The 26,224-nt window shown below is 30.9% G+C and carries 22 protein-coding genes and 2 pseudogenes; 18 read left to right on the top strand and 6 right to left on the bottom strand.

All coding sequences use genetic code 11. The features are described from left to right. Nucleotides 1-126: 126 nt before the first annotated feature. On the bottom strand, nt 127-945 hold the full coding sequence (locus KPL38_RS11270; protein ID WP_216289236.1) for an ABC transporter permease: 819 nt from the start codon (nt 943-945) through the stop codon (nt 127-129). Between the two features lie 868 nt (nt 946-1,813). Between KPL38_RS11270 and KPL38_RS11265 the strand changes: the two genes are divergently transcribed. Next, nucleotides 1,814-2,704, top strand: a complete 891-nt coding sequence (locus KPL38_RS11265) for an MBL fold metallo-hydrolase (RefSeq protein ID WP_216289235.1) — start codon at nt 1,814-1,816, stop codon at nt 2,702-2,704. 643 nt (nt 2,705-3,347) lie between these two features. On the opposite strand, the gene KPL38_RS11260 is transcribed toward KPL38_RS11265, so the two are convergent. Both KPL38_RS11260 and KPL38_RS11255 read right to left on the bottom strand, forming a co-directional pair. Next, on the bottom strand, nt 3,348-3,497 hold the full coding sequence (locus KPL38_RS11260) for a lmo0937 family membrane protein (RefSeq protein ID WP_216289234.1): 150 nt from the start codon (nt 3,495-3,497) through the stop codon (nt 3,348-3,350). Nucleotides 3,498-3,673: 176 nt separating this feature from the next. Further along, nucleotides 3,674-5,083, bottom strand: a complete 1,410-nt coding sequence (locus tag KPL38_RS11255; protein ID WP_216289233.1) for an amino acid permease — start codon at nt 5,081-5,083, stop codon at nt 3,674-3,676. Between the two features lie 326 nt (nt 5,084-5,409). Here KPL38_RS11255 and KPL38_RS11250 point away from each other — a divergent pair, with 326 nt between their 5' ends. The 3 genes and pseudogenes from KPL38_RS11250 to KPL38_RS11245 form a co-directional block, all read left to right on the top strand. Beyond that, nucleotides 5,410-5,619, top strand: a complete 210-nt coding sequence (locus tag KPL38_RS11250) for a helix-turn-helix domain-containing protein (protein ID WP_246577925.1) — start codon at nt 5,410-5,412, stop codon at nt 5,617-5,619. Between the two features lie 306 nt (nt 5,620-5,925). Then, nucleotides 5,926-6,051, top strand: a complete 126-nt coding sequence (locus KPL38_RS20055; protein WP_281419350.1) for a hypothetical protein — start codon at nt 5,926-5,928, stop codon at nt 6,049-6,051. 357 nt (nt 6,052-6,408) lie between these two features. Then, nucleotides 6,409-6,498: pseudogene (locus KPL38_RS11245) on the top strand (SEC-C metal-binding domain-containing protein); the annotation flags it as partial. A 218-nt stretch (nt 6,499-6,716) separates the two neighbouring features. Here the strand turns inward: KPL38_RS11245 and KPL38_RS11240 are convergent. Next, entirely contained in the window at nt 6,717-7,214 is a 498-nt protein-coding gene (locus tag KPL38_RS11240; RefSeq protein WP_216289230.1) for a cupin domain-containing protein, read from the bottom strand. 381 nt (nt 7,215-7,595) lie between these two features. Between KPL38_RS11240 and murQ the strand changes: the two genes are divergently transcribed. From murQ to KPL38_RS11205, 7 genes are all read left to right on the top strand, one after another. Further along, nucleotides 7,596-8,501 (top strand): N-acetylmuramic acid 6-phosphate etherase, encoded by a 906-nt coding sequence (gene murQ / locus KPL38_RS11235; protein WP_216289229.1) that lies wholly within the window; start codon nt 7,596-7,598, stop codon nt 8,499-8,501. A gap of 15 nt (nt 8,502-8,516) precedes the next feature. Then, entirely contained in the window at nt 8,517-9,878 is a 1,362-nt protein-coding gene (locus KPL38_RS11230; protein WP_216289228.1) for a PTS transporter subunit EIIC, read from the top strand. An 84-nt stretch (nt 9,879-9,962) separates the two neighbouring features. Further along, a complete protein-coding gene (locus KPL38_RS11225) occupies nt 9,963-11,042 on the top strand; it encodes a MupG family TIM beta-alpha barrel fold protein (protein ID WP_216289227.1) in 1,080 nt (359 codons plus the stop codon). 26 nt (nt 11,043-11,068) lie between these two features. Then, the gene (locus KPL38_RS11220) at nt 11,069-11,914 is read left to right on the top strand and encodes a MurR/RpiR family transcriptional regulator (protein ID WP_216289226.1); all 846 of its coding nucleotides are present in this window, start codon (nt 11,069-11,071) and stop codon (nt 11,912-11,914) included. A gap of 354 nt (nt 11,915-12,268) precedes the next feature. Then, complete coding sequence (gene corA / locus KPL38_RS11215) at nt 12,269-13,213, top strand: magnesium/cobalt transporter CorA (protein ID WP_216289225.1); 945 nt, start codon at nt 12,269-12,271, stop codon at nt 13,211-13,213. Between the two features lie 360 nt (nt 13,214-13,573). Further along, nucleotides 13,574-14,506 carry a DUF475 domain-containing protein gene (locus KPL38_RS11210; protein ID WP_216289224.1) on the top strand — a complete coding sequence of 311 codons (933 nt, stop codon included), beginning with the start codon at nt 13,574-13,576 and terminating at the stop codon, nt 14,504-14,506. A 154-nt stretch (nt 14,507-14,660) separates the two neighbouring features. After that, nucleotides 14,661-15,029, top strand: coding sequence for a hypothetical protein (locus tag KPL38_RS11205; RefSeq protein WP_216289223.1), 369 nt, complete (start codon nt 14,661-14,663; stop codon nt 15,027-15,029). Between the two features lie 186 nt (nt 15,030-15,215). Here KPL38_RS11205 and KPL38_RS11200 read toward each other — a convergent pair whose 3' ends face one another. Then, nucleotides 15,216-16,295 carry an acyltransferase family protein gene (locus KPL38_RS11200; protein WP_216289222.1) on the bottom strand — a complete coding sequence of 360 codons (1,080 nt, stop codon included), beginning with the start codon at nt 16,293-16,295 and terminating at the stop codon, nt 15,216-15,218. Nucleotides 16,296-17,000: 705 nt separating this feature from the next. Here KPL38_RS11200 and KPL38_RS11195 point away from each other — a divergent pair. The 7 genes from KPL38_RS11195 (at nt 17,001) to tkt (ending at nt 25,111) form a co-directional block, all read left to right on the top strand. Beyond that, nucleotides 17,001-17,567, top strand: coding sequence for an SIS domain-containing protein (locus tag KPL38_RS11195; RefSeq protein WP_216289221.1), 567 nt, complete (start codon nt 17,001-17,003; stop codon nt 17,565-17,567). 98 nt (nt 17,568-17,665) lie between these two features. Next, the gene (locus KPL38_RS11190) at nt 17,666-18,322 is read left to right on the top strand and encodes a D-sedoheptulose-7-phosphate isomerase (RefSeq protein ID WP_216289220.1); all 657 of its coding nucleotides are present in this window, start codon (nt 17,666-17,668) and stop codon (nt 18,320-18,322) included. Nucleotides 18,323-18,534: 212 nt separating this feature from the next. Further along, nucleotides 18,535-20,673: a BglG family transcription antiterminator gene (locus tag KPL38_RS11185; protein WP_216289219.1), complete on the top strand. Its 2,139-nt coding sequence runs from the start codon at nt 18,535-18,537 to the stop codon at nt 20,671-20,673. 1 nt (nt 20,674) lies between these two features. Then, nucleotides 20,675-20,953 (top strand): PTS sugar transporter subunit IIB, encoded by a 279-nt coding sequence (locus KPL38_RS11180; protein ID WP_216289218.1) that lies wholly within the window; start codon nt 20,675-20,677, stop codon nt 20,951-20,953. A gap of 52 nt (nt 20,954-21,005) precedes the next feature. Continuing rightward, complete coding sequence (ulaA, locus tag KPL38_RS11175) at nt 21,006-22,364, top strand: PTS ascorbate transporter subunit IIC (protein WP_216289217.1); 1,359 nt, start codon at nt 21,006-21,008, stop codon at nt 22,362-22,364. A 91-nt stretch (nt 22,365-22,455) separates the two neighbouring features. Next, a complete protein-coding gene (fsa, locus tag KPL38_RS11170; RefSeq protein WP_216289216.1) occupies nt 22,456-23,103 on the top strand; it encodes a fructose-6-phosphate aldolase in 648 nt (215 codons plus the stop codon). A 16-nt stretch (nt 23,104-23,119) separates the two neighbouring features. Then, nucleotides 23,120-25,111 (top strand): transketolase, encoded by a 1,992-nt coding sequence (tkt, locus tag KPL38_RS11165; RefSeq protein WP_216289215.1) that lies wholly within the window; start codon nt 23,120-23,122, stop codon nt 25,109-25,111. Nucleotides 25,112-25,355: 244 nt separating this feature from the next. Here tkt and KPL38_RS11160 read toward each other — a convergent pair. Further along, nucleotides 25,356-25,985: pseudogene (locus KPL38_RS11160) on the bottom strand (methyl-accepting chemotaxis protein); the annotation flags it as partial. Nucleotides 25,986-26,224 lie beyond the last annotated feature (239 nt).

Below are 26,224 nucleotides of genomic sequence, written 5' to 3'. Positions count from 1 at the left end.
AGAGGTACCTGAATTTGTTGCGTTTGAATGTTATACACCTGAGGAATTTGACAAGAAGAGTGGTAGTCCTATTGTTCTATGCCCAGAATGTGATGCAAATATGATAATCAAGGGACAATGAGATTATCATATTTGCTTGGCATAAGGGTTTTTACTCGACCGTAGGGAGATTTTGTTCTTATTAGACCTGCCATATTTTTTCCCCTTCCCATTTTGGTTCATTAAATTTCTCGATATTTTAATAAAACAGTAATCAATAACATACCCTAAAATTCCTATTGACAGTATTCCAACAATGACAATATCTGGCCTTGATAGTTGCTCTGCGTCTATTATCATGTATCCAATCCCTGATGATGCAGCTATAAGTTCAGCTCCCATTAATGACCTCCAGCTGTATCCAAGCCCAAGTTGAATACCTGTCATAATTGAAGGTATTGCCTGTGGAAATATTATCTTTAGAAATAAATCTTTTTTACTAAAGTGAAATATTTTCCCAACTTCAAGAAGCTTTTTATCATAATTTGTAACACCATTTAAGGTGTTTGAAAAAACAGGGAAAAAGGTTGCTAAAAAAATAACTACAAGTTTTGATGACTCACCAATACCTAACCATAATATCAATATAGGAATCATGGCTATAGGTGGAATATGTCTCATAAATTCCAAAAATGGATTTATATAAGGCATTGCTTTTGGCTTACTTCCAAGGAATACTGCAAGTGGAAAAGCAACTACAAAGGTTAGTGTAAACCCAACAATAACCCTAAAAAAACTTACCATCAAGTTTTTTAAAAGTTGCCCATATATTAGCATCTCATAGGTCGTAGCTAAAATTGTTTTAGGAGATGGGACTATATAATTATTAACAATATGCAACTTGTCTACGATAATCCATATCAGTATAATCATTAACGGTAAAATTAATCCTTTTAATTTTCTCATAAACTTCCTTTCCTGGTTGCGCTAATACACAAATAAAAAAAAGCTCACCAAAGGGAAAGCTTAATATCACTAAAAAACAGTTAACAAAATCTGTTTAGCTTAATATTCTCTTTCCTTTCAGATCAGAATAAATCTTTTCTGTTAGGTATATTCTATTATTATATAATCCATAATTTTCAAAAAAATTGTACCACTCATATTTTACCATACTTATATGATATCATCTAATATTTTTTAAATTTAAATCTTATTATAAAAAAATGTATTTGATGAAATGTGAACACAATAATATAAAAGTTTAAAATGAGTTTATTTCTCATTAATGTCGTTTTAATGTTAAAATGCAATAATATAAATGCAGAGTAATAAACTCTAATAAGATTTGGGAGGATTGTATATGATATCAGTAAATAAAAATACATATACATCTTACAGTAGCTTGAAAATTTAAAGGAATTGGCTGAAACTCTAGATCGAAAGACAAAGGAGTTTGAAATAGAGCAAATACTTGAAAAGTTACTCCTTGCAAATTACTTAATAAATCGGAAAAGAATATTACAATTAAGTTATTGAAAGAATAATGGTCCTTTGCTATTAATATTAACCACATTATTTTACTTTAAATCATTGTATGAATATATGTTGTACGTATGGTCATCACTTACCAATAATGGTAATGAATTATTGGCGTTAGTCTTTTTTAATTTCTATTTATAAATATGCAAAATCATATCAAAATAGCTATAAATCATTTTTAATATTACCTATAGTTATTTTAATTATAGTAGAATTGAATAAATTTAAAGTAAACAAAACAATAGAAAAAAGCTGTACTTATAATTTTACTTGTGAGGAAGGAGAAATTTAATTGGATATATTAAAAGTTAAGGGAAATACTTATTGCATTGATACTGGAATGACGTACATACCATTTTATAAAATTAATGATGAAGAAATTATTATGTTGGATACAGGTTGGAAAAATGGAGAGCGTGAGGGTATAGAAGAAGTTTTGGAAAGCAATAATTTTAAAGTTAAAGCTATTTTAAACAGTCATGCTCATATAGACCACATTGGGAACAATGCATATTTAAAAAACAAATATAACTCTATAATTGCTATGTCTGCTTATGAAGCCAATATTTGTAGTTCTGAGGTTAATCTTAAGGTTTATTACGGATGTCAAACCTTAAAGGAGGTAAAAAAACACTATGGACATATGGTTTGTAAAACAGACATTAGAATAGATGAAAATCAAGACGAGGTATCACTGTGTGGGGTTAATTTTAGGATTATTCATACACCTGGTCACAGTCCTGCCCATATCTGTAGTATAACACCTGACGATGTTGCATATATGGGCGATGCACTCATAAGTTATGAAGTAATGGAGGGAGCGAAAATTCCCTATGCCTATATATTAAGTGAAGACATGAAAAGTAAGTCAAAGATTCGTGACTTGAATTGCAGTAAATATGTGGTGGCACATAAAGGTATGTATGACGATATTACAAAACTAATAGATGATAATATCGATTTCTATGAAAGTAGAGCAATGAGAATATATGAAGTAATAGATGGAGCTATGACAAATGAAGATATTATGAAAGCTGTCATTAAAAAATTTAATATCCATGTAAATAATATATATAAATATTACGTTATAGAAAGAATGTTAAAATCTTATGTGGATTATTTATATGAAATAGAAAAACTTAAATTAATTTTGGAAAATGGATTTCTTAAATATATCAAATAAAAGCGAAGGTTGTTGTAAATTAGTTTAGAAACAAGTAATTAGAAAAAGTATACATTATACCCATTATTGAGAGCCGTACCATAACACTCTTGAATTAATTCATTTTTGTGTAATCCGTTGATTTATAAGGAATGTTAAGCACTTAGTTAAATTTAAATAAGTGCTTAATATAACTTTTAAATGCATTGGATTAGTTTTTTTAATAGGCATTCAATATAATAATGATATGTGATATGCGCCCTATAAAGTAAACAGATTAAATAATAAAAATCTGTTTACTTTATAGGGCGCATTTTTATGTCTAAAAGAACTAAATATACAGCAAAGGAAAAGTATGAAATACTAATGGAATAGGAACAATAGAAGAAATTCACCTTGGTGTTGCCTTTATTTCTCTATGACCATTTTACTAATACTGTATTATTAGATATTTCATATCTTTTCGCAATTTCTCTTTGTGAGAATTGACCTGATATACATTCTTTTGAATATTACTTACTTTTTGTATCACTATATGTTTGAATAGTTACTATATATAGTAACTAAAAGATATGTAGAAGTTTAAGTATTATAATTATAACAACCACACCACCAATTATTTCTAGCATATTATTCACATCCTTTCTTATTAAATCAATGTTTTCTATCTTCTTCTTCCCATAACAAAATCATAAATAAATATAATAACGGCTATGACAAGCAATATGTGTATCATTCCTCCACCAATATTTAATATAAACCCCAATAACCAAAAAATCATTATTATTCCGATTAACCAACGTAAAAATCCCATTTAGTTCACCCCCTTCCATGTATTAATCCTTGTACAAATTATGATTCCAATAAAATGAGAAAATAACCCTCTTTAAATAATTATTAGTAGTAAATTACCATGCTACTTTCCCTAAGCTATCTAATATTACACTTAACAATACAATATTAAAATAGTACACTCCTATAATAATTATTTTATAGCTTTGTACCGCTATATTGTCTTGGTTTACTATGTTGCAGTATACTATGATGCCTACCATATAAGAAATAGATTACTAATCCAAGTAATAACCAAACTATAAATCTAATCCATGTTTCTAAAGGTAATGCTGACATTAGATAGAAACAAGCAATTATAGTAAAGATAGGCACAGCTGGTACCCAAGGACATCTAAACTTTCTCTCAACGTCTGGCATTGTTTTCCTAAGTACTATAACACCAATCGAAACAAGAACGAAAGCAAATAATGTACCTATATTGCATAACTTTATGATCTCTTGTAATGGTAAAAGCCCTGCCATAATCCCAGCAATACACCCTGTAATTATTGTGCAAAGTGTAGGCGTTTTATGAACTGGATGTACCTTTGAAAATACCTTTGGAAGTAATCCATCTCTTGACATAACCATAAATACTCTTATTTGTCCATAAAGGAATACAAGTAGTGTTGAAATCATTCCTATTACTGCACCAGTTCCAACTAATGCTGCGCCCCAGTTAATACCAAATTGCGTTAATGCATCTGGGATAGCATTGTTCTGACTAATTTCTTTAAATGGAACCATACCCGTTATAACAACTGCAACTGCAACGTATAATACAATTACAACTCCTAAACAAATAGCAAGTCCACGCGGTACATCTCTCTTTGGATTTATAGTTTCTTCTGCAGCCGTTGAAACTGCATCAAACCCAATATAAGCAAAGAACATTATTGAAGCACCTGCCATAACCCCTTGCCATCCATAAGGTGCAAATGGTTTGTAGTGAGCTACACTAATATGAAATACTCCAAGTACTATAAATAAAATAATTACAGCGATTTTAATTAAAACTATAACATTATTTAATTTTGCACTTTCTTTTATACCTATTAGTAATATCCATGTTACAAATGCCACTATAAGAACAGCTGGCAAATCGATAATTCCACCTGCTGACGGTCCTTGGGTTATCATTTGCGGTAAATTAAGTCCAGCAGACTTTAGTAGTCCTACAAAAGTTCCCGACCACCCAGATGCAACTGCAGCTGAGGATACTAAATATTCTAGCATTAAATCCCAGCCTATAATCCAGGCTATAATTTCACCAAAGGCAATATATGAATATGTATATGTACTACCTGCAACTGGAAACATTGTAGCAAGTTCTGCATAAGTAAGTGCACAAAGTCCACTTGTTATTGCAGCTACAATAAATGATAATACAACTGCGGGGCCCGCCATATGGACACCAACACCTGTGGAAACAAATATTCCTGTACCAAGCACTGCACCTATTCCAAGTGCCGCTAGGTCAGTTGATGTAAGATTCTTTTTTAAATCAGTTTTTTGGCAGCGTGAAGCTCCATTTTTAGGGACTTTTTCTTCCACATTGTCTTCCATATATTATTCAAATTTTTGTCTCCTCGTGTATTTTTTTGCTTATTTTAATTGTATTTATAATAAAGTCATTTGTAATAATGAATATTTAAAAGATTAAAACTTGGTGCTTAGTGTTTATTTATATATTAATAGATACCGTTACTATCCTCATCTGAATTATTCTTGCATAATATTAGCATAGATAATATACAAATATAATGATATAATGATATAATTATAACATTCCTAAATAACGTTATTAGCTATCATTTTCGACAAAATACAACAAACATGTTAAGCAAGCGATGTATTTTGTCTCATTTTATGAGATCAAGGAGACGTTTGATATGTATAAATTTAGATTTAAACTACATGAAGTGAGAAAATTCAAATCTATGACTCAAAAGAGATTAGCATATTTATCAAGTTTATCACAGAGCCATATTAGCGAGTTAGAAAGTGGCTCCCAAAGCCCCACATTAAAAACTGTAGAAACCTTAGCTGATGCACTTAAAACACATCCATCTGATTTATTAGAGGTAGATAAAGATCATTAATATGAATAGCTTCAACAATAAAAATTACATTAATGAAATGTATTGTTGAAGTGTAAATGGTAAATTTAAACATGAGATGTCATAGAGATTTTTAGATTAAAAGTAAAAAGCAGTAATTACTACTTTTTTTAGGTTGAATTTGAGTCTGTCTGACTGATTTCTTTTTATAATATGTATTAAATTAACAATTTAATGATAGCAACAGAGATTGTTCGCTTCTCTTCCAAACTATGTAGGGTACTTGACCCTTGGGAATAGTTGCTAAAATATGGAGCAGTGAAGGGTTTTATTAAAAAAAAGATTTAGATGCTGAAAGCAAAAAAATTTAAGGAGGTTTTTAGAGATTGTGACATAGGCAGAAAAATAGCAAAGGCTTTATGGAGAAGTAGTGGTAAAGAAAATGAATTTTTTGATATACATAATAGAATATGAGAAGTTTGTTAATAATTTATTATATAAAGCTTTTAGTGTATAATCCTATAATAGATATAATAATATTATTAAATTTAAGAAGAAATGGAGGAAATATGATTTGAAAGGTAGATGTTATTATTGCAACGAGAAGTTATCAGAAAGAACTGTTAAATCATCTCCTGGGTCGCTACAACAGCTCTGAAAGAGATGAATCATCTCCTTTAGAGAGTTGCAACGACTTCAGAAGGAGATTTACCCCTTTGTAGTTCTCTGGAGTAGATAACAATTCTTAATTGTTATCCCCCCACTCGTATAGAAGTGGGAGACTTTCCTTCTGAAATGTCGTTAAATTCAGAATATAATAATACGTCTACTCCTAAGATAGGAAGAAATGATCTTTGTATATGTGGAAGTGGTAAAAAATATAAAAAATGTTGTGGATCTAAGGTTATTCATTTATACTAACGACAATTATGTAGATGACAACACTAAATTTATATTAGCAACCTCAGTTACAAATCTTTTATATCTTGATGAAATAAATATTTTTAAATTTATAGGGGCTAAAATCTTTATTATAAAAGATTTTAGTTCCTATGTATTTATACACACAATCATCTAGAAGTGTATTTGGGTATAGGCATACTCTGAATCAATTATTGAATAAATGAATAAAGAATGATTTATTTTGTAAGTTTAATTATTATCTCTTTATGTTGTGGGTACTTATTTAAAAGAGCTGCTCTTTCAAATATTTCAAAGTCTTTAAAGTCAAATCCAGGGGATACCATACAGCCAACAAGAGAATAACCTGAGCTATTCATAGCAGAACCAAAGAGATAATTCTTAGGTACTAGGAATTGAGGAACTTCACCATTTTTTATATTAAGACCTAGTTGCTTAGTAGTAAGTTCTCCATTTGGACTTATCATGTATATTGAAAGAGGAGAACCTGCATGATAGTACCACATTTCATCTGATTTTAATCTATGAAAACTGGAAATTTCTCCATCTCTTAATAAAAAATAAATACTAGTCCAGAGTATTCTTTCACCCTCAAATTTCGTTTTTAATTCATTTGAACTAATGTTTTCACAAGAGTCAAAGCTACTTTTGTAAAAACCACCTTCAGGATGAGGTTCCATATTTAATGTGTCAATAAAATATTGTGATGAGTACATAATTTATCTCCTTTATAAAAAACATATTGTCTACGAATTATAAGCGTTTTTATATAATATAAAATAGTGCATACATTATATCATATTATTTTATTTGAATCAATTAGCAACTAACAAATTATATAGGGCAATAGCAACATATGCATATTTTAAAGCTTTTTCCCAGTTCATATTATTTTGCTGTTCCCAAATTAAAGTGCCAGCGATATCCTATGTTAACTTCGGAAAATTGCAATCTAAATGGAACAAGATCAAAACATTTTATGAAATAAAATAAAATATTTTAAGAAATAGCTTGAAACATAATTTCAATAATGTTAATATAAGGTTACGGGGTAAAACGTTTTCAAAAGAAAAAAACTGATTAATATAGGAGGTATTATGGATAAATTAAATTTGAAAAAACTAACAACAGAAAGTAGAAATAAAAATACCATGGACATAGATACGGTTTCAACCTTAGAAATGGTGAAAATAATAAATAATGAAGATAAAAAGGTAGCAGAAGCTGTGGAAAAGGAACTTCCTAAAATAGCACAAGCAATAGATAGCATAGCTCAAAGGATGCATAAAGGTGGGAGATTAATTTATATTGGTGCAGGAACTTCAGGAAGACTTGGAGTTTTAGATGCATCGGAATGTCCACCTACATTTGGGACACCAGAAGAACTGGTACAAGGGATTATAGCCGGAGGAAAGGAAGCAATATTTAGAGCAATAGAAGGGGCTGAGGATTCTAAGCAGCTTGCAGAATCTGATTTGAGAAGTAAAGTACTAACAGGGAATGATACCGTAGTAGGACTTGCAGCATCAGGCAGAACCCCATATGTAATAGGTGGACTTGAGTATGCAAATGAAATAGGAGCATTAACCGTTTCAGTTACTTGTAATGCTAATTCACGAATTTCAGAGGTCGCAAAAATATCAATAGCACCATTAGTTGGAGCAGAAGTTATAACAGGTTCCACAAGACTCAAATCAGGAACGGCTCAAAAACTTGTATTAAATATGTTATCAACAGGAGCAATGATAAAGCTTGGCAAAGTATATGGCAATCTTATGGTAGATGTAAAATCAACAAATGAAAAATTAACGCAAAGGGCTAAATTAATAGTATGTGAGGCGACAGGAGTACCTATTGAGGAAGCAACAGAGGTATTAAGCAAAACGGATTTTGATGTTAAGCTTGCAATATTTATGATATTATCAAAACTTAATAAGCAGCAGGCAAGAATTAGATTAGACCAAAATAAAGGATATATAGCAAAAGCTTTAAAAGACAAATAAAAGGGGGGAAATATTATGACAAATAGAGAAATTGCTGAAAATTTAGTCAAGTTAGTTGGGGGAAAAGGTAATATAAAATCTGTTGTAAATTGTATGACACGTTGTAGGCTTCAACTTAAGGATTTTTCAAAGGCAAAAACAGAAGAAATAAAAAAATCAGAAGGAGCTCTTGGGGTAGTTGAGGCTGATGGGGAGTTACAAGTTATTTATGGTACGGGTAAGGTAAATAAGGTAACTTTGGAAGTAAGTAAAATAATTGAAAAAAATGTACTTCTAGGCGAAGATGCAGTAGCAGAAACTAAAGGTAAATTAAAGCAAAAGAATAATACAAAATTTAAAAATATACTTAAAAGGCTTGGAAGTATTTTTATTCCTTTAATACCACTATTCGTAGCATGTGGGTTAGTTCTTGCGGTAAATAATATAGCAGGAGTATATTTTGGAGCTGTATATAAAGCTACAACAGCAGCTAAAGTAATTGGACTTATGGGTAATGGAGTATTCTCCATATTATCAATTTTAGTTGGTGTAAATGCAGCTAAGGAATTTGGCTCACAAATGCCAATGATGGGCGGAGTATTAGGTGGCATTCTCTCATCAGCAGATCTTGCAAAGATAACTCTTTTTGGCAAAGTATTAACTCCAGGACGTGGAGGGGTTATTTCAGTAATAATAGTAGTAGTTTTAGCTTGTTATATCGAGAAGGTTTGTAGAAAGTATGTACCAGATGCATTAGATTTATTTGTTACACCACTTATTACACTTACGATTTCAGCTTTAGCAGCATTATTTATACTTCAACCAATCGGAGGGTTTATCTCTGATAGCATAGGAATAATCGTAGCACAAACAATAGCATCAAATAATTTGGTTATTTCAGTTATATCGGGAGGAATATCAGGAGCATTGTTTTTACCACTAGTTATGACAGGAATGCACCAAGCATTAACGCCAATACATGCGGATTTAATAGCTAATGTAGGATTTACAGTATTACTTCCAGTACTAGCAACTGCCGGAATGTCACAGGTAGGAGCCACTATAGCAGTGCTTAGGAAAACAAAAAACGTACGGCTTAAGAAAGTAGCTAAGAATGGATTAATACCAGGATTTTTAGGAATAGGGGAGCCTCTAATATATGGAGTAACATTACCACTTGGAAAGCCATTTCTTGGAGCTTGCCTTGGAGCAGGAGTAGGTGGAGCGGTTATGGCAATGTTTAAGGTTGGAGCTGTTGCAATAGGCGTATCGGGACTACCACTCGCATTGCTAATTGCAAATGGAAAAATGGGATTATTCTTAATAGGTGTAGTGGTATCATATATAAGTGGATATTTCTTTACTAGCATATTGGGTTTTGAAGATCCGGTGGATTAACAATTTAGAAGAGACCTTCACGGGTCTCTTTTAATAATTATAATTAATGCAGCTACCCAGGAGATAATTTAAGGAGGAATTTTTATGAGTTACGGTATTTCAATTTATTTTGGGCTAGATAATACAAGGCAAGAGAATATAAGATTATTAAAGGAGGCTCATAAGCTTAAATTTATTAGAATATTTACCTCATTTCAGATACCAGAGGCAAATTATAGTATTTTAAAGACTGAGGCACAAGAATTTTTCAAGTTAGCTAAAGAATATGATATGGACATAATAACTGATATATCTCCAAATACATTTAAACTTTTAGATTTACATAATATGGATTTGAATGGACTAAGCGATATGGGTGTTAAGACTATAAGAATAGATTTTGGGTATAGCGAAGAAGAAATATCTAAAATGACTAATAACCCTTATGGAATTAAAATTCAGTTAAATGCCTCAACAGTAACTGAAGAATTTTTTAAAAAATTAGATGCATATTTACCTAACTATAAAAATGTTGATGCACTGCATAATTTTTACCCTAGAGTGGGCACAGGTATTTCAGAAGAATGTATGAAAGAGAAAAACGCTATATTAAGTAAAAGAGGAATTATGGTTTCAGCTTTTGTGCAATCTAATAATAAAAAAAGAGGTCCGCTATTTGATGGATTACCAACACTTGAGGAGCATAGAGGCCTTGAGGTACGAGAAGCCTCCAATCATTTATTTGCCCTAAAAAATCAATCTGTATTTATAGGAGATTCACTTCCAAGCAAACAAGAGTTAGAAGATTTATCTGAATTACGACCTGATGTAGTAGAGCTTTTTATAGAATTAAAAGAAAAAGATAATATAACTTTAAGATTATTAAGTGAAACTTACACCCAAAGGCAAGATGAGGCTAGAGATGCTATAAGAGCTAGCGAAAGTAGATTACTTCTTAATGGAGATAAAATAAAGTCATTAAATACATGCGATAAAAATTATGGAGATATTACTATAGATAATCTCAATTACAAAAGATATATGGGAGAATTACAAATATTGAAAGTAAATCAAAAAGGTGATTATAGGACAAATGTTGTAGCATGCGTTTTACAAAAGAATATTTATCTATTAAAATATATAAAGGGTGGAAAAAAATTTCACTTTAATATAATAAATAAATAAAATGAAACTTAATAGGATGTGTTTTTATGGATGTATTAAGATACATAAAGCAAAATTATGAGAGTTTTACAGATAGTGAAAAACTAATAGCAAATTATTTACTAGAAACTAAGGAAAGCATCATAACAATGTCAGCTAAGGAAATAGCTAGCATTACTAAAACATCGGCACCAACAGTTGTTAGATTTGCTAAAAAAATGGGCTTCAATAGTTTAAATGAAATGAAACTAAAGCTATCTATAAGTTTAGACAAAATGAATCAAGCTACTCAGTTTCAATACTTAGAGGGTGATCTAGGAACAAAAAATATAATTTATAAAATAAAGAATTCAATAGATTCAATTATGCAGCAGACAGTTAACTTGTTAAAGGAAGAAGAATTGGATAAGGCAATCGAGTTACTTATTAACGCGAAAAACATATATATCTATAGTGTGGGTGTATCAGCTTTAGTAGGACAGGATTTTTATTATAAGTTAAGCAGAATAAATAAGAGATGTATATCACACATAGATACCCATTTGCAAATAACAACATCTGTATTAATGGAGCCAGGTGATGTGGCCTTGGCAATATCGTACTCTGGTGAAACAAAAGAAGTTATTATATGTGCTCAAAATGCAAAAAAAAGGGGAATTCCAGTAATAGCAATAACAAAGGCTAGTATAAATAATAACATAGCTGATTTATCGGATGTGGTGTTACATGTCCCAGCAGTAGAAAAATCTTTAAGGGAAGGCGCAATTAGCTCGAGAATATCACAACTAGCAATAATTGACATGCTATATATAGGAATGACTAGAAATAATATAAAAGAAGTAGAAGAAAAATTAATTGAAACAAGAAAAGCAGTTAAAAAAATTTATCATTAACATTTCATAATTATATAGAATATTTGATTTACATTTTAGCATCCTTAGTCACAGGTTTCTTGGGAAAAATCCTCTAGCAGGCTGAACGAAAACTATAAATATTTATTTATTCATTCATGGTATTATATAGGTATTATATAGGTATAATGAGAGAATGGAATGTAGGTTAAATGAATTATGTATTTGGAAAACATAGAGATCAAGTCCTTGTTGAATCCATTGCAGAATATGCTTAAACTTTACATTTACAGATATAGTTGGATACTTGGTATTGCTAGATTTAATTTTTTCTAAGTATTAACTACTCTGTTTATAGTATAACTTATATAACGTAGAAATGGAGGGCCCTAACAAGTGATCCATACATTAGCAATAACAAAAGATTTAAAACTAGAAAAAGATTTACCTTTGGAAAAACTTAATGAAACCAATATAAAATGGTTTTGGGTAGATTTTGACTTCCCTACTGCTAAAGAATCAGAACTACTTCATACTCATTTCCATTTTCATAAGCTTGCTATTGAAGATTGTCTTTATGATTTGCAACGTGCAAAACTCGATTATTATGAAGGTTACAGTTTTTTTGTACTTCATTCGTTAAATGAAAAAACTTTATTACCTGAAGAAGTTGATATGTTTATGAGTGAAAAATTTATAGTTTCCTTTCATAATACTCATCTGGCTGAATTTGATGAAGTGTGGAGAAAAATTAGTACCCCTGAGAGTGCATTGAATGAGGGACCTATTTATATATGCTACCATATTCTTGATGAGATTGTAGATTATTATTTCCCAGCCGTTTACAATCTGGAGAATTTAATCGATGGAATTGGGGATAGCTTATCTAAGGACTCAATGGATAAAGTTTTTGAAGTCCGTTCAGATTTACTTAAACTTCGCAGAATTGTAAACCAAATGAGAGATCTGATTTATAGAGTTTTGAACTCAACTCATCTCGAAGAAGTAAAAAATAATCGTGTTTATTTTGTTGATGTTTATGATCATCTTCTAAGACTTTCTGAAATGATCGAATCAAGCCAGGCAATAACAACTGAAATAAGAGATAGCTTTGTATCGCTTAATTCTCACAAAATGAATACTATAATGATGATTTTGACAGTTATTTCTTCAATATTTATTCCACTTACCTTTATTGTAGGTATATACGGCATGAATTTTGACTACATGCCAGAACTACACTTTCACTATGGTTACTTTCTTATTATGGGTATAATATTTCTTGTAGGCATTAGCATGGCATGGTGGTTTAAACGTAGAGGTTGGTTGAATTTTAAATAGATGTGTATTTTAAAACAAATCAAAATATAAAATAATCCAGCAATGTAAAAATTGCTGGATTTTGAATATACTGCTAATTTGCAAATCTAAAATCATTATTTAAATTTGATATCTTATCTTTAAATCCAGCTGATGTATAAATTTTAAAATCTATTGTAGTGATTGTTATTGTAGTAATGATTTTAGCAGTTGTTTTTAATAGTATTATTTTGCCTAAATTAATTGATAAGGGAATTGAAGAAGACAAGGAAAATGAAAAAAACAATAAAACCAAATAATTAAATGAATGTTTAAGTATCAATAGCTTATAATACATATATATATATATAATTATTTAATATTAGAAGGAGTTTTGTCTATATGGGATTCTTATCAATATCTTTTATTATAATAGGTTTATGTGTCTTTGAAGTAGTCTCCAGCATAGATAATGCGGTTATAAATGCTGAAGTACTTGGTACCATGTCTGAAAAAGCAAAAAAATGGTTTCTAGTTTATGGTATATTGTTTGCAGTATTTATTGTAAGGGGTTTGTTGCCATGGGTTATAGTTTGGGTAACGAATCCAGGTCTTGGACCTATAGGAGCTCTTACCGCCACATTTTCAAATGATCCGCACATAAAAGAATCATTTGAACTTTCCACACCAATTCTGATGCTTGGAGGAGGAGTTTTTCTACTATTCTTGTTTCTTCACTGGCTGTTTATTGAAGACAAGCACTTTGGACTTCCAGGAGAAGAGTTTTTTATAAAACATGGTGCATGGTTTTATGCAATAGTTTCTGTGATTTTAGTTGCAATTGTTGCTGTGGCATTGAAGTATGATTCAGTATTGGCACTATCCGCTGTAATCGGCTCTTCTGCATTTTTTATTACTGATGAATTTAAAAAGAACGCAGAATCAAATGAGCAACAATTATTGAGTAATAAAAGTGGTATGTCTGATATTAGCAAAATATTATATTTGGAAATAATAGATATGACTTTTTCCATTGATGGGGTATTAGGTGCTTTTGCATTTACAACATCAGTACCGCTTATAATTTTGGGAAATGGTTTGGGAGCTATTGTTGTAAGGCAACTAACCGTGGGTAATATCGAAAACATCAAAAAATATGTTTTTCTTAAGAATGGAGCAATGTACTCAATTCTATGTCTTGGTATGGTAATGATACTTGAAGGCTTTAAAATAGAAATACCAGAATATATTACGCCAACGGTTACAATATTAATAATTTCAATCTTTTTCTTTAAATCAAAAAAACATGCTAAAAATCATCTGACATCCAATTAGGAAAATACTAATCAAAATAATAAGAAAAACCAGCAAGCTACAAGGAGTAAAATCAAATATTTTATCCATTGTAGTTTTCTTTTTTTAGTTAATCAATTTAGTTGTAAAGAAAAATTTTACAAATTTTTAAGTGAAATTAGAGAGGATGAAGTAAATGAGTGTAAAACCTGTTGAACTTATTTTTCATGAAGTTCATGACCACAAAGTGAGTATCAGCGACTTATGGATGCATGAGGTAGAACGCAGATGCAATGGACAAGTCCATTTTACCAAATATGTTGGAAGTAAATTGCCCAGTGATTGCAATGTCGATGCTTTCCGTGATTGCGGCGCACGTATTAGATCAATTCTACCACTTAATTCAGTTCTTTCTGAACTCGCCGCAGAGCCGGTACACATCGATTATCTCACTCTTAAAGATAAGATGGCAAGTGGCGAATTAGATGCTGCGGTAGTGGGACTGCTTCCAGCCTTTTCGTTTAACTTGGTAGAGGAAGTTGCACCGTACTGTATGTTAGCTTAAGACAGGAATCTGTCAACTCATCCAATGCGTGTCGCTTTGAAATGGGAATCGTGGAACAAGCTTCCTATGGATGACCATCCAAAGATCGCCCGTTAATGTTTTATTTATCAATAGCCACTCAAATTACTTCTGAACATCATCTTATTCCGCTTGTATACTTTAAAGTATTGTAATTAATAAAACCATCTATTTAACTAATATTTTATCCAACTTTAATCCCATTATGTTTTTAAAAGGAAATTCAAATATTTTTAAGGATAGAACAAAAGCTAATCCAACAGCGAGGCATAAATATATTATTTCCCAGTTATAAGGAAATACTTTCATTAAATATATGTCTAAACTATAGTGTTGGTATACCAATAATACTAAATAATGTATGAAGTACACTTGAAGTGTCCTATTTCCAAACTTTGTTATAAATATCCTGCCATTAGGAATTATATACATGATTGCCAATGAGATAATTGTACTTAATCCATAAAATAAAAATCTATAGATACCACCAAATACCGGCTTACCTAAGCTTATATAAGAATTACGTCCAGTAAAAAAACCTCTAAAATGATATATATCTTGACCATAAATGAAAATAATTACAAAAACAATAGTTAGAGTTATTAAAGAAAGCCACTTAAGCCATCTGCATTTTAAAATCTTTATCAAATCTTTACCTTTAAAGTAGTACCCACTTATAAAAAACGGGAAAAACACTAATATTCTCGATAAAGAGAAAAGATCTACTGTTACTATTTCAAAATATCCTACTAAAACGCCTATTATAATAGAAAAACATATTACAATTACCGGTTTAATATTTTGTATAACATATGAAATACATAACCAAACACTCATAGCAAACAAATACCAGGGTGGTCCACCTTCTACGAAAAAATTAAATTGAGTACTTGCATCACCAAATATATATCTGTTAAGAACGAAAAAACATAATTTGAGTAAGAAATATAAAAAGAAATATAAAATCACCTTTGCTATTCTAAATTGTTTGCCATCAAGAACGGTTTTAGAAAAATAACCAGATACAAATATAAATAAAGGCATATGAAAAGTATAGATAAAAAGATATATATCTTTCATCATTAGAGATGTGGATGTATAAAAGTCTACAGAATGCCCTACTACAACAAGGACTATTAACAAAATTTTAAGGTTGTCCCAAAAGAAAATTCTCACTTCTTCATCCATTTTTAGCTTATTACTATTTTTCTCTAAATCTTTTAATGGTTTAGTATTGCAATTTAGCATTATTATCATTCCTAACTTGTTTATTTATTATAAAAATCCTCTATTATCGACGAAATATATGTAATATGTTGAATATATTACTATAATGACCAATTACAATAATAGTTGACCAAATTTGTATTTATACTTAACTCGTTGATTTTTATTAAGGGAGGAATCCTCAATATGTTTATATTATCACTTTAAAGTTACAGCTTAATGCCAAAATTAATAACAAATTGTAAACAATCTATATATTTAGTTCTTTTAGACATAAAAATAATCCCCTTTCTAGTAACAGATTAATGTAATTAAAATCGTTTAGCAGTGTTCTTATACATGAAGTCCTAATATTTGTATATCACTAATTAACTAACAAATATTAAAGAAAAAAGGAGAAAAAAAAAGGAATTCGTATACTATTAATAATTTGAAACAAATGACAGATGGTATATTTTAATTTTGGCAAATACATTTGTTAAATTAATAATCAAATTAGGTACTGCTCTGACAAGCCACATAATCTCCAATTAAATATATGACAAGGTGGCCATAATTTTTAAAACAATATTTTTTTGCCATATTGTTATGAAAGATTATGAACTTGTTTATATTTTCATATGAATTATAATCAAAGTATTAGAGGAAAAGGAATTTAACAGAAATAAAATATTTTTTAAGAATGGTATAAACTTTCATAATCATAACAAATAGGGGAAATGAAAAATGAGCAAATTATCCAATTATCTTAAAGCAGTAGGCAATGAAATATTAGGCGGAAATATGGAGTTAGAAAGAGTAATGGAAATTCTACTTAATACGAGAAGAAAAGGGAATATGATTTTTATATCAGGAAATGGAGGCAGTGCGGCAACAGCTTCTCACTTTGTAAACGATTTAGACAAAGGCCTTTCTATGAAAGATAGAAAGAGATTTAAAGCTATTGCCCTTTGTGATTCTGTGCCTATAATGACTGCTCTTGGTAATGATATCTCCTATGGTGATATTTTTGTTGAGCAACTAAAAAATTTTGTTAATCAAGGTGATATATTTATAGGCATTAGCGGAAGTGGAAATTCTGAAAATGTAGTTAAAGCAGCCCAGTATGCTAAGAATAAGGGTTGTACAGTAATTTCTTTCACAGGTATAGGTGGAGGGAAAGTGAAAAATTATAGTGACATTTGTTGTATGACCAAAACCAATATAATGGAGCAAATAGAAGATATGCATATGATTTGGGTACATTCTTTAATTTACACTATGAGAAATGTAATTATGGATGAGAAAGAATAAACGATTAAATTATCTTGGATATTTACTTTTGAAAATTCATTTAAGCTTAGTTGCAGTTTATAAATAAAGAAAAAATTATAAAATTGCGGAGGAAAATTATGAAACAAAATACAGAAAATATAATAGATAATTTATTTATGCATTATCCTCAGCTTGAAAGCTGCAGGGATAATATAATGGAAGCATTTTTACTAATTAATAAGGCCTATTCTGGTGGTGGTAAGGTACTTGTATGTGGTAATGGAGGAAGTGCTGCAGATTCGGAACATATAATAGGAGAATTGATGAAAGGTTTTATGTTAAAACGAAAAATCAAACTTGAGGATAGCGACAGGATAAAAATTATGTTTCCGAAGGAGTGGAAGTATCTCTCGGAAAATCTTCAAGGATCACTGCCAGCAATTTCACTGGTAAGTCAATCAGCATTTGCATTTGCCTATATAAATGATGTAGCACCGGATATGGTATTTGCCCAGCAAGTTTATGGGTATGCAAAAGCAGGGGATGTATTGTTAGGTCTAAGCACCTCGGGTAACTCAAAAAACGTAATCAACGCCATAAAGATTGCGAAGGCATTCAAAGTAAAAACAATAGGTATGACAGGGGAAAGTGGCGGAATTATGAAAAACATTTGTGATACTACCATTCTGGCACCTGCAATTGAAACATATAGAATACAAGAATTTCATTTACCCATTTATCATGCGTTATGTTCAATGATAGAGTCAGAATTTTTCGAAAGCAGAGCATTTTAAATCTACAATTTATTTATTTTTGGATTTTAATTTTTTCTAAGTATTAATGTTCAATAAGCTAAACTTCAGATAAGTGATTTAACTGCTATAAATATAAATTCTTGCCACATTGCAATGAAAAATTATAAACTTGTGTATACGTATAAATGGTTTATAATAAAGGAGTAAAGAAAGAAATTCCTAAATACTAAAGGTGGAAAGATGGTATAATTATGCTAAATAAACGTTGTTCAAAATTATTATATGAAATCATGGATGCCAAAGGATACATAAGCATTTTACAGTTATCCAAAATCGTTGGGGTAAGTAACAGGACCATCAGGTATGACCTTGATAAGATAGATGATTTTTTAAAAAGTAGCAATTTGCTACAAACCGTAAGAAAACCTAATGAAGGTATAGCTTATAAGTGCAATTCAGTAGAAAAAAGTAAGGTTTTAGATTTACTTGGTGAAATCGGTTTGAATCAATATGTATTATCTCAGAATGAAAGAATTACTATGATTCTTATTGAATTATTAGAAAGTAGAAATTATGTAACAATGGATAAGTTAGCAGAAAGTATACTTATAAGCAGAAGTACAGTTTTAAAAGACATGGTAAAAGTAAGAAAATGGCTTTCAACTAGAAATTTGGAACTTGAATCGTGTAAAGGACTTGGAATAAAAATTGTTGGTGAGGAAAAATACTTAAGAGCAGCAGCGATTGTTTTAATTACAAACAATGTAGACGTTTATAAAGCACTTAATTTGATTAAAACTTCTAAGGTTTCAAAATCAGACTATGGGTTAAACAAATATAAAAAACAACTTTTTAAAGATATTGATATTCCGTGTATTGAGAATTGTCTGCATATTGCAGAGGAACAATTGGAAACAAAATTTACAGATGAATCATATTCAGGGTTAGTTATACACATTGCTATAGCTATAAAAAGAGTAAGAGAAGATAAGGATATTGTAATGGATAAAAATGAACTAAAAACTCTAGAAATTACAAAAGAATTTGTTGTTGCATCAAGTATTGCAAAAATACTTGAAAATAGATTCGAGGTTGTTATACCTATTGATGAAATTGGATATATCACAATTCATTTATTAGGAAGTAATGTGTCCACATCAAAAAATAATGATGCAGATTGGGGAACAATAGAATTTATTACGGACAATTTAATTAAGAAGGTTGGTTCAATTCAAGATATTGACTTATTAGGAGATAAACAGTTATTTGATGGTCTGTTGCAGCATATAAGACCTACAATATATAGACTAAAGCATGATATTACATTAAAAAATCCATTGCTAAAGGAAATAAAACAATCACTTACGAAAACATTTTATGCTGTTAAACACTCTGTTTCTGGCATAGAAGAATACGCTGGTAATAAATTAGATGAGGAGGAGATAGGATATCTAACGCTGCATTTTGGAGCGGCAATAGAAAGAACCAACGGTATTAACAAAAGAATTATAAATGTTATTGTAGTATGTGCTACAGGAATAGGAACATCTAAACTTGTATCATCAAAAATACAATCTCTTTTCAACATAAATATAATTGGTACTGTATCTTACAATCAGGTAGAGGATGTAATTAAAGATGAAGCTGTGGATTTGATTATTACGACAGTGCCTATTAAATCAAATAGTAAAAATATTCTGTGTGTTGAGGTAAGTCCTTTTTTATCAGAAAAAAATATAAATGAAATTAGTGCAGTTTTAAGAAAGTATAACAATGGGAGTATTAATAATAATAGTAATAATAATAATATATCACTAGATAAAATAATGGAGCTTGTAAGTCATAGTTGTACAATTTTAAATAAAGAAAAATTAGCACAAGAATTATCGAGTTATCTCTCAATAACAAATAAATTTAAGAAAGGAGTGTTTCAGCCGATGTTAAGTGAAGTACTTACAAATAATTTTATAAAATTAAACGTGGATGTAGAAAATTGGGAACAGGCTATAAGATGTGGAGGTGAAATATTAAAAAATAATGACGTAATAGAAGAAGAATATATAGAAAGTATGATTAATAGTGTTAAAACTTTAGGACCATATATTGTAATTGCTCCTGGAATTGCAATGCCACACGCAAGACCAGATGAAAGTGTTAAGAAAATAGGTTTGAGTCTTATTACTTTAAAAAAACCAATTAACTTCGGCAATAAGGATAATGACCCAGTCAGCACAGTAGTATGTTTGTGTTCAGTAGATCATTCAAGTCATTTAAAAGCATTGTCTGAATTGGCTATGCTTTTAGGAGAAAAAGAGTTTTTAGATACTGTTTTAAATGCAAGTAATCCAAGTGAGATAACAAATTATATTAAAAATAAGGGAGAGATGTAAAATGAATATCGTAACTGTATGTGGAATGGGAATGGGAACAAGTTTAATACTTAAGATGAATATAGATGACATTTTGAAGAAAAATAAAATAGATGCTGAGGTTGAAGCATGTGATTTAGGGTCTATGCTTGGAAAAATGGCAGATTTAGTAGTAACAACTTATGAATTAAAATCTCAAATTGAAGATAAAGGATATAATACTGTTTATGTTAAAAATGTAATTGACAAGAAAGGTATAGAAGAAAAAGTTTTGGAAGCAATTAATAATTTAAAGAAATAATATTTTGATATGTTAAATGTTATATATATAATAAAAAAAGGGGGAATAAAATATGAAGTTTATTATTAGTTTTTTCTCAGAACCTGCAATTATAGTTGGACTAATGGCATTAATAGGTTTAATTGCACTAAAAAAACCTATATCCAAGATTGTCACCGGAACATTTAAAACTATTATTGGTTTTGTAATATTTCAAATTGGTTCAACTGCAATCGCTGATTCTCTAGGCGTACTTGGAACTGCATTTCAAAGTGCATTCAATATGCAAGGGGTTGTACCAACAAATGAAGCAATTATAGCATTAGTTCAGAAAAATTTTGGCATGGAAATGGCTTTAATTATGGCATTTGGATTTATTGTTAATCTAGTAATAGCAAGATTTACATCATTAAAGTATGTATTTTTAACAGGTCATCATATGTTATTTATGGCAGGCTTGCTCGCAGCAATATTAACGGCTATTGGATTTAGTGGCGTTGAACTTATAATAGTAGGTTCATTACTTTTAGGAGCGACTATGGTTATAACACCGGCACTTGTTCAGCCATACTACAGAAAAGTAACAGGTGGTGATTCTGTTGCAATGGGTCACTTTAATGCTGTAACTTATGTTATAGCAGCTGAGGTATCAAAACGATTTGGGAACAAAGAACAGTCAACTGAAGACATAAAAGTTCCAGAAGGCATAAGCTTTTTTAAAGACAATGTAATATCTACGGCTCTTGTTATGTTGGTACTATTTATCGTTACAATACAACTTGCAGATAATACCGTTGCTGCAAAACTTGCAACTGGTGGAAATATTACAGTATTCTCTATTATGTCAGCAATGAAATTTACAGCAGGATTTGTAATAGTACTACAAGGTGTTAGAATGATGCTTGCTGAAATCATTCCAGCATTTAAGGGAATTTCAGAGAAGATAGTTCCAAATGCAATTCCAGCACTTGATTGTCCAGTTATTTTCCCATTTGCACCAAATGCAGTAATTATAGGGTTCTTATCATCTCTAGCAGGTGCTGTAGCCGTGTTCGCAATACTCCCATTTACTGGGCTTGCAATTATGCTACCAGGATTAATACCAGCCTTCTTTGTAGGAGCAGCTGCAGGAGTTCTTGCTAATGCACAGGGAGGTTTAAGAGGAACCATAATAGGTTGTTTTGTAAATGGAGCAATTCTAAATTTGTTACCAGCATTCTTACTTCCGCTTCTTGGAAATTTGGGATATGCAAATTCAACATTTGGAGATTCAGACTTTTCATTTTACGGTATCATAGTTGGACAGGCTGGAAAGGTATTTGCTAAAGTTGGTGTTTATGGATTATTAGTTGTGATATTACTAGTGTTTGTAGGACTTACTATAAGATCAAATTCTAAAAACGCTAAAGATTCTAAAAAAGTTAACGCATAAATTAAGAATAAATGATCAAGTTTTCTTGGTCATTTACTTTTATTTTAAAATAAAAAGATTATAAAATAAAAAAATATGAGGAGTGATTATTATGAAATTATTTATAGATACAGCAAATGTTGACGATATTCGTGAGGCTAATGATATGGGTGTTATTTGTGGGGTAACTACTAATCCATCTTTAATCGCAAAAGAAGGAAGAGATTTTAATGAAGTTATAAAAGAAATAGCATCTATTGTAGATGGACCTATAAGTGGAGAAGTTATTTCTTTAGATTCAAAAGGTATGATAAAAGAAGGACGAGAAATTGCAAAAATCCATAAAAATATGATTGTTAAAATACCAATGACCGAGGAAGGTCTAAAGGCTGTAAAAGTACTTTCAAAAGAAGGAATAAAAACAAACGTAACATTAATATTTTCAGCAGGACAAGCCTTACTTGCTGCAAGAGCAGGAGCTTCTTTTGTTAGTCCTTTCCTTGGAAGACTCGATGATATAAATGCTAATGCTATGGATTTAATAAGAACAATTGTTACAATATTTAAAGTACACGGAATTGATACTGAAATAATTGCTGCAAGTATAAGAACTCCAATGCATGTTACAGATGCAGCAGTTGCAGGGGCTCATATTGCTACAGTACCACTTAAAATAATCAAACAAATGATAAAACATCCATTAACAGATGCCGGAATAGAAAAATTTGCTAAAGATTGGAAAGAAACTTTTGGTAAATAATAAGGAGGATTCCATAATGAGTGTAGATAAATTATCTATAAATACCATAAGAGTACTCTCAGCTGAAGCTATTCAAAAAGCAAATTCAGGTCATCCAGGGTTACCCCTAGGATGTGCCTCAATGGCTTATACATTATGGGCAAAGCAGATGAAACATAATCCTAAGAATTCTAAGTGGGAAGATAGAGATAGATTTGTACTATCGGCGGGACATGGTTCTCTGCTTATATATTCATTACTTAATATTTTTGGATATGATTTAAGTGTAGAAGATATTAAAAGTAATAGACAATATGGTAGTAAGGCTCCTGGACATCCAGAGTATAAACATACCGATGGAGTTGAAACAACTACAGGACCACTCGGACAAGGTATTTGTAATGCAGTAGGTATGGCTATATCTGAAAGTTATTTAGCAGAAAAATTTAATAAACCGGATTTTAAGGTTGTAGATCATTATACTTATGTTATAGCTGGAGATGGATGTTTAATGGAAGGAATTTCATCAGAAGCTTCTTCTCTTGCAGGAACTCTAGGACTTGGAAAACTTATAATGATGTATGATTCTAATAATATGTCTATTGAAGGAAGTACAGATATAGCTTTTAGAGAAGATGTTGCTAAAAGGTATGAGGCTTACGGTTGGCAGGTTATAAAGATAGCTGATGGAAATAACACAGAAAAAATAAATTCCGCTCTAATTGAGGCTAAAAGGGAAGATAAAAAACCAAGTATCCTAATAGTAAAGAATATAATAGGATATGGTTGTCCTGCAAAGCAAGGAAAGTCATGTGCACATGGGGAACCACTTGGAGTAGATAATATTATTGCATTAAAGGAAAACTTAGGATGGAATTATGAACCTTTCACTGTTCCAGAAGAAGTTAAAGCAAATATGAAAGACTTTAATAAAGAAGCAGCAGTTAAAGAAGAAACTTGGAACAAGTTATTTGAAGGATATAAATCTACTTACCCAGAACTTGCAAAAGAGTGGAAACTTTGGTTTAGTGGTAAAATAGCCACTGATTTATTAGAAGATGAAAGTTTTTGGAGCTTTGATAAACCAATGGCAACAAGACAAGCATCAGGAATACTTATTAATAGGCTAGCAAAGCTTGTACCAAACATAATTGGAGGTTCAGCAGATCTTGCTCCTTCAAACAAAACATATATGAATGATAGAGGAGATTTTTCAGCTGAGGATAGGTCTGGAGCAAACTTGCATTTTGGAGTAAGAGAACATGCAATGGCTGGTATCGCTAATGGAATATATCTTCATGGTGGTTTAAAAGTATTTGTATCTACATTTTTCGTATTTAGTGATTACATGAAGGGTGCTATGAGACTCTCATCAATAATGAAATTACCAATAACTTATGTACTTACTCACGATAGTATTGGAGTTGGAGAAGATGGTCCAACGCATGAACCTATAGAACAATTAGCTGCACTAAGAGCTATGCCAAACATGACTGTGTTCAGACCAGCGGATTCAAATGAGGCAGCGGCAGGTTGGTATTATGCTATAGCTAAAGCTAAAGCTGAAGGTCCAGTATCACTTATATTATCAAGGCAGACGTTACCCTTGTATAATGGGTCAAGTAAGGAAGCACTTAAAGGCGGATATATTCTTAAGGAGTCTGCAAAAGAGACACCTGATGTAATATTACTTGCTTCTGGTTCAGAAGTTGAACTAATAGTTAAGGCATCAGATGAATTAAAGAAAAAGGGAATAGACGCAAGAGTAGTAAGCATGCCTTCTTTCGAGTTGTTTGATAAACAAAGTAAAGAATATAAGGAAAAAATATTGCCAAGCAGTATAAGAGCAAGAGTTGCAGTAGAAGCAGCATCTTCCTTTGGTTGGCACAAATATATAGGACTCGATGGAGATATAATATCAATAGATCACTTTGGGGCATCAGGTAAAGCTGAAGTACTATTTGAAGAGTTTGGATTTACAGTTAAGAATGTGGTTAATACCGTATTGAATTTAAAAACAAGTAATTAAGCCTTAATAAATCAAATGTTTAACGACATTTGAGAAGAAAGTAAAATTAGAAAATATATATAAGGGATTCCCAAACAGGGGGAATCCCTTAAAACATAAAAGAGTTAAAGAACTCAAATATTATAGGTAATCACATATAAAATTTGAACTGAACCACTAAAAATGAATATTTTAACAATGCCCCAAATTGTAGGACAATTGGGGGCATTGTTATGTAAATTCAAAATATTCTATGGCATTCAATTTACATCTCTTGTGCAATTTTATTTAATTCTTCTGACATAGAAGTTAGTTCTTCAACACTTGCCGTAATTTCTTCGGTAGCGGCTGCTTGTTCCTGACTTGAAGCCAATGAAGTTTGACTTCTTTCACTTGCCACACTAACTTTTGATTTTATGTTGTCAGTTAACTCTTTGATTTTAGGAACCGTACTTTTAGATTGTTCGGATAATTTTCTTATTTCTTCTGCAACAACGCCAAAGCCTCTGCCTGCATCGCCAGCTCTTGCTGCTTCTATGGCTGCATTTAGTCCAAGCATTTTTGTTTCATCTGCAATTTCTTTAATGAAAGAAGATACTTTATTAATTTCTTCCGACAGGCTAATTACTTCTTTAATCTCAGTATTGAGTTCAATTTCATTAGTATGTATGTTAGATGCTGATGCCGCCAATTCCTCAATAGCAGAAGCTATTCCTGTAAGACCGCTTTCAAGATTTTCTGACATATTACGAAGATTTGATGCAACTTCTTTGGGTGTAATTATTGCAAAACATCCAACAACTTCGGCTGAATTGTCTTCATCAAACATAGGATAGCATGCTTCAAGGACAGGTATTCCATATATTGAAGCATCCAGTTCTTGTATAAAAGGTTGTTTTTTATTATATAGGAAACAGCTTGCGGAAACCGCTGTGGATAACATTTTAGATAACATTTTAAATGAAAATTAGGTGGAAAATTCAAGAGAAATATGAGATGATTAAATCATGAGAAAAAATAAGCTTACTATAAAACAAATATTTGAAGATAATTATCCAAAGTTTTGGAAATTGAATAAAGAAAAGTATCCTGAAAAGATGAGAGAACATATGAATATCGAAGTAATGAAAATGA

It is taken from the genome of Clostridium psychrophilum (genome assembly GCF_018861705.1).
Classification (GTDB): Bacteria; Bacillota; Clostridia; order Clostridiales; family Clostridiaceae; genus Clostridium_AD; species Clostridium_AD psychrophilum.
This window is presented reverse-complemented; position numbering and strand designations above follow the sequence as displayed.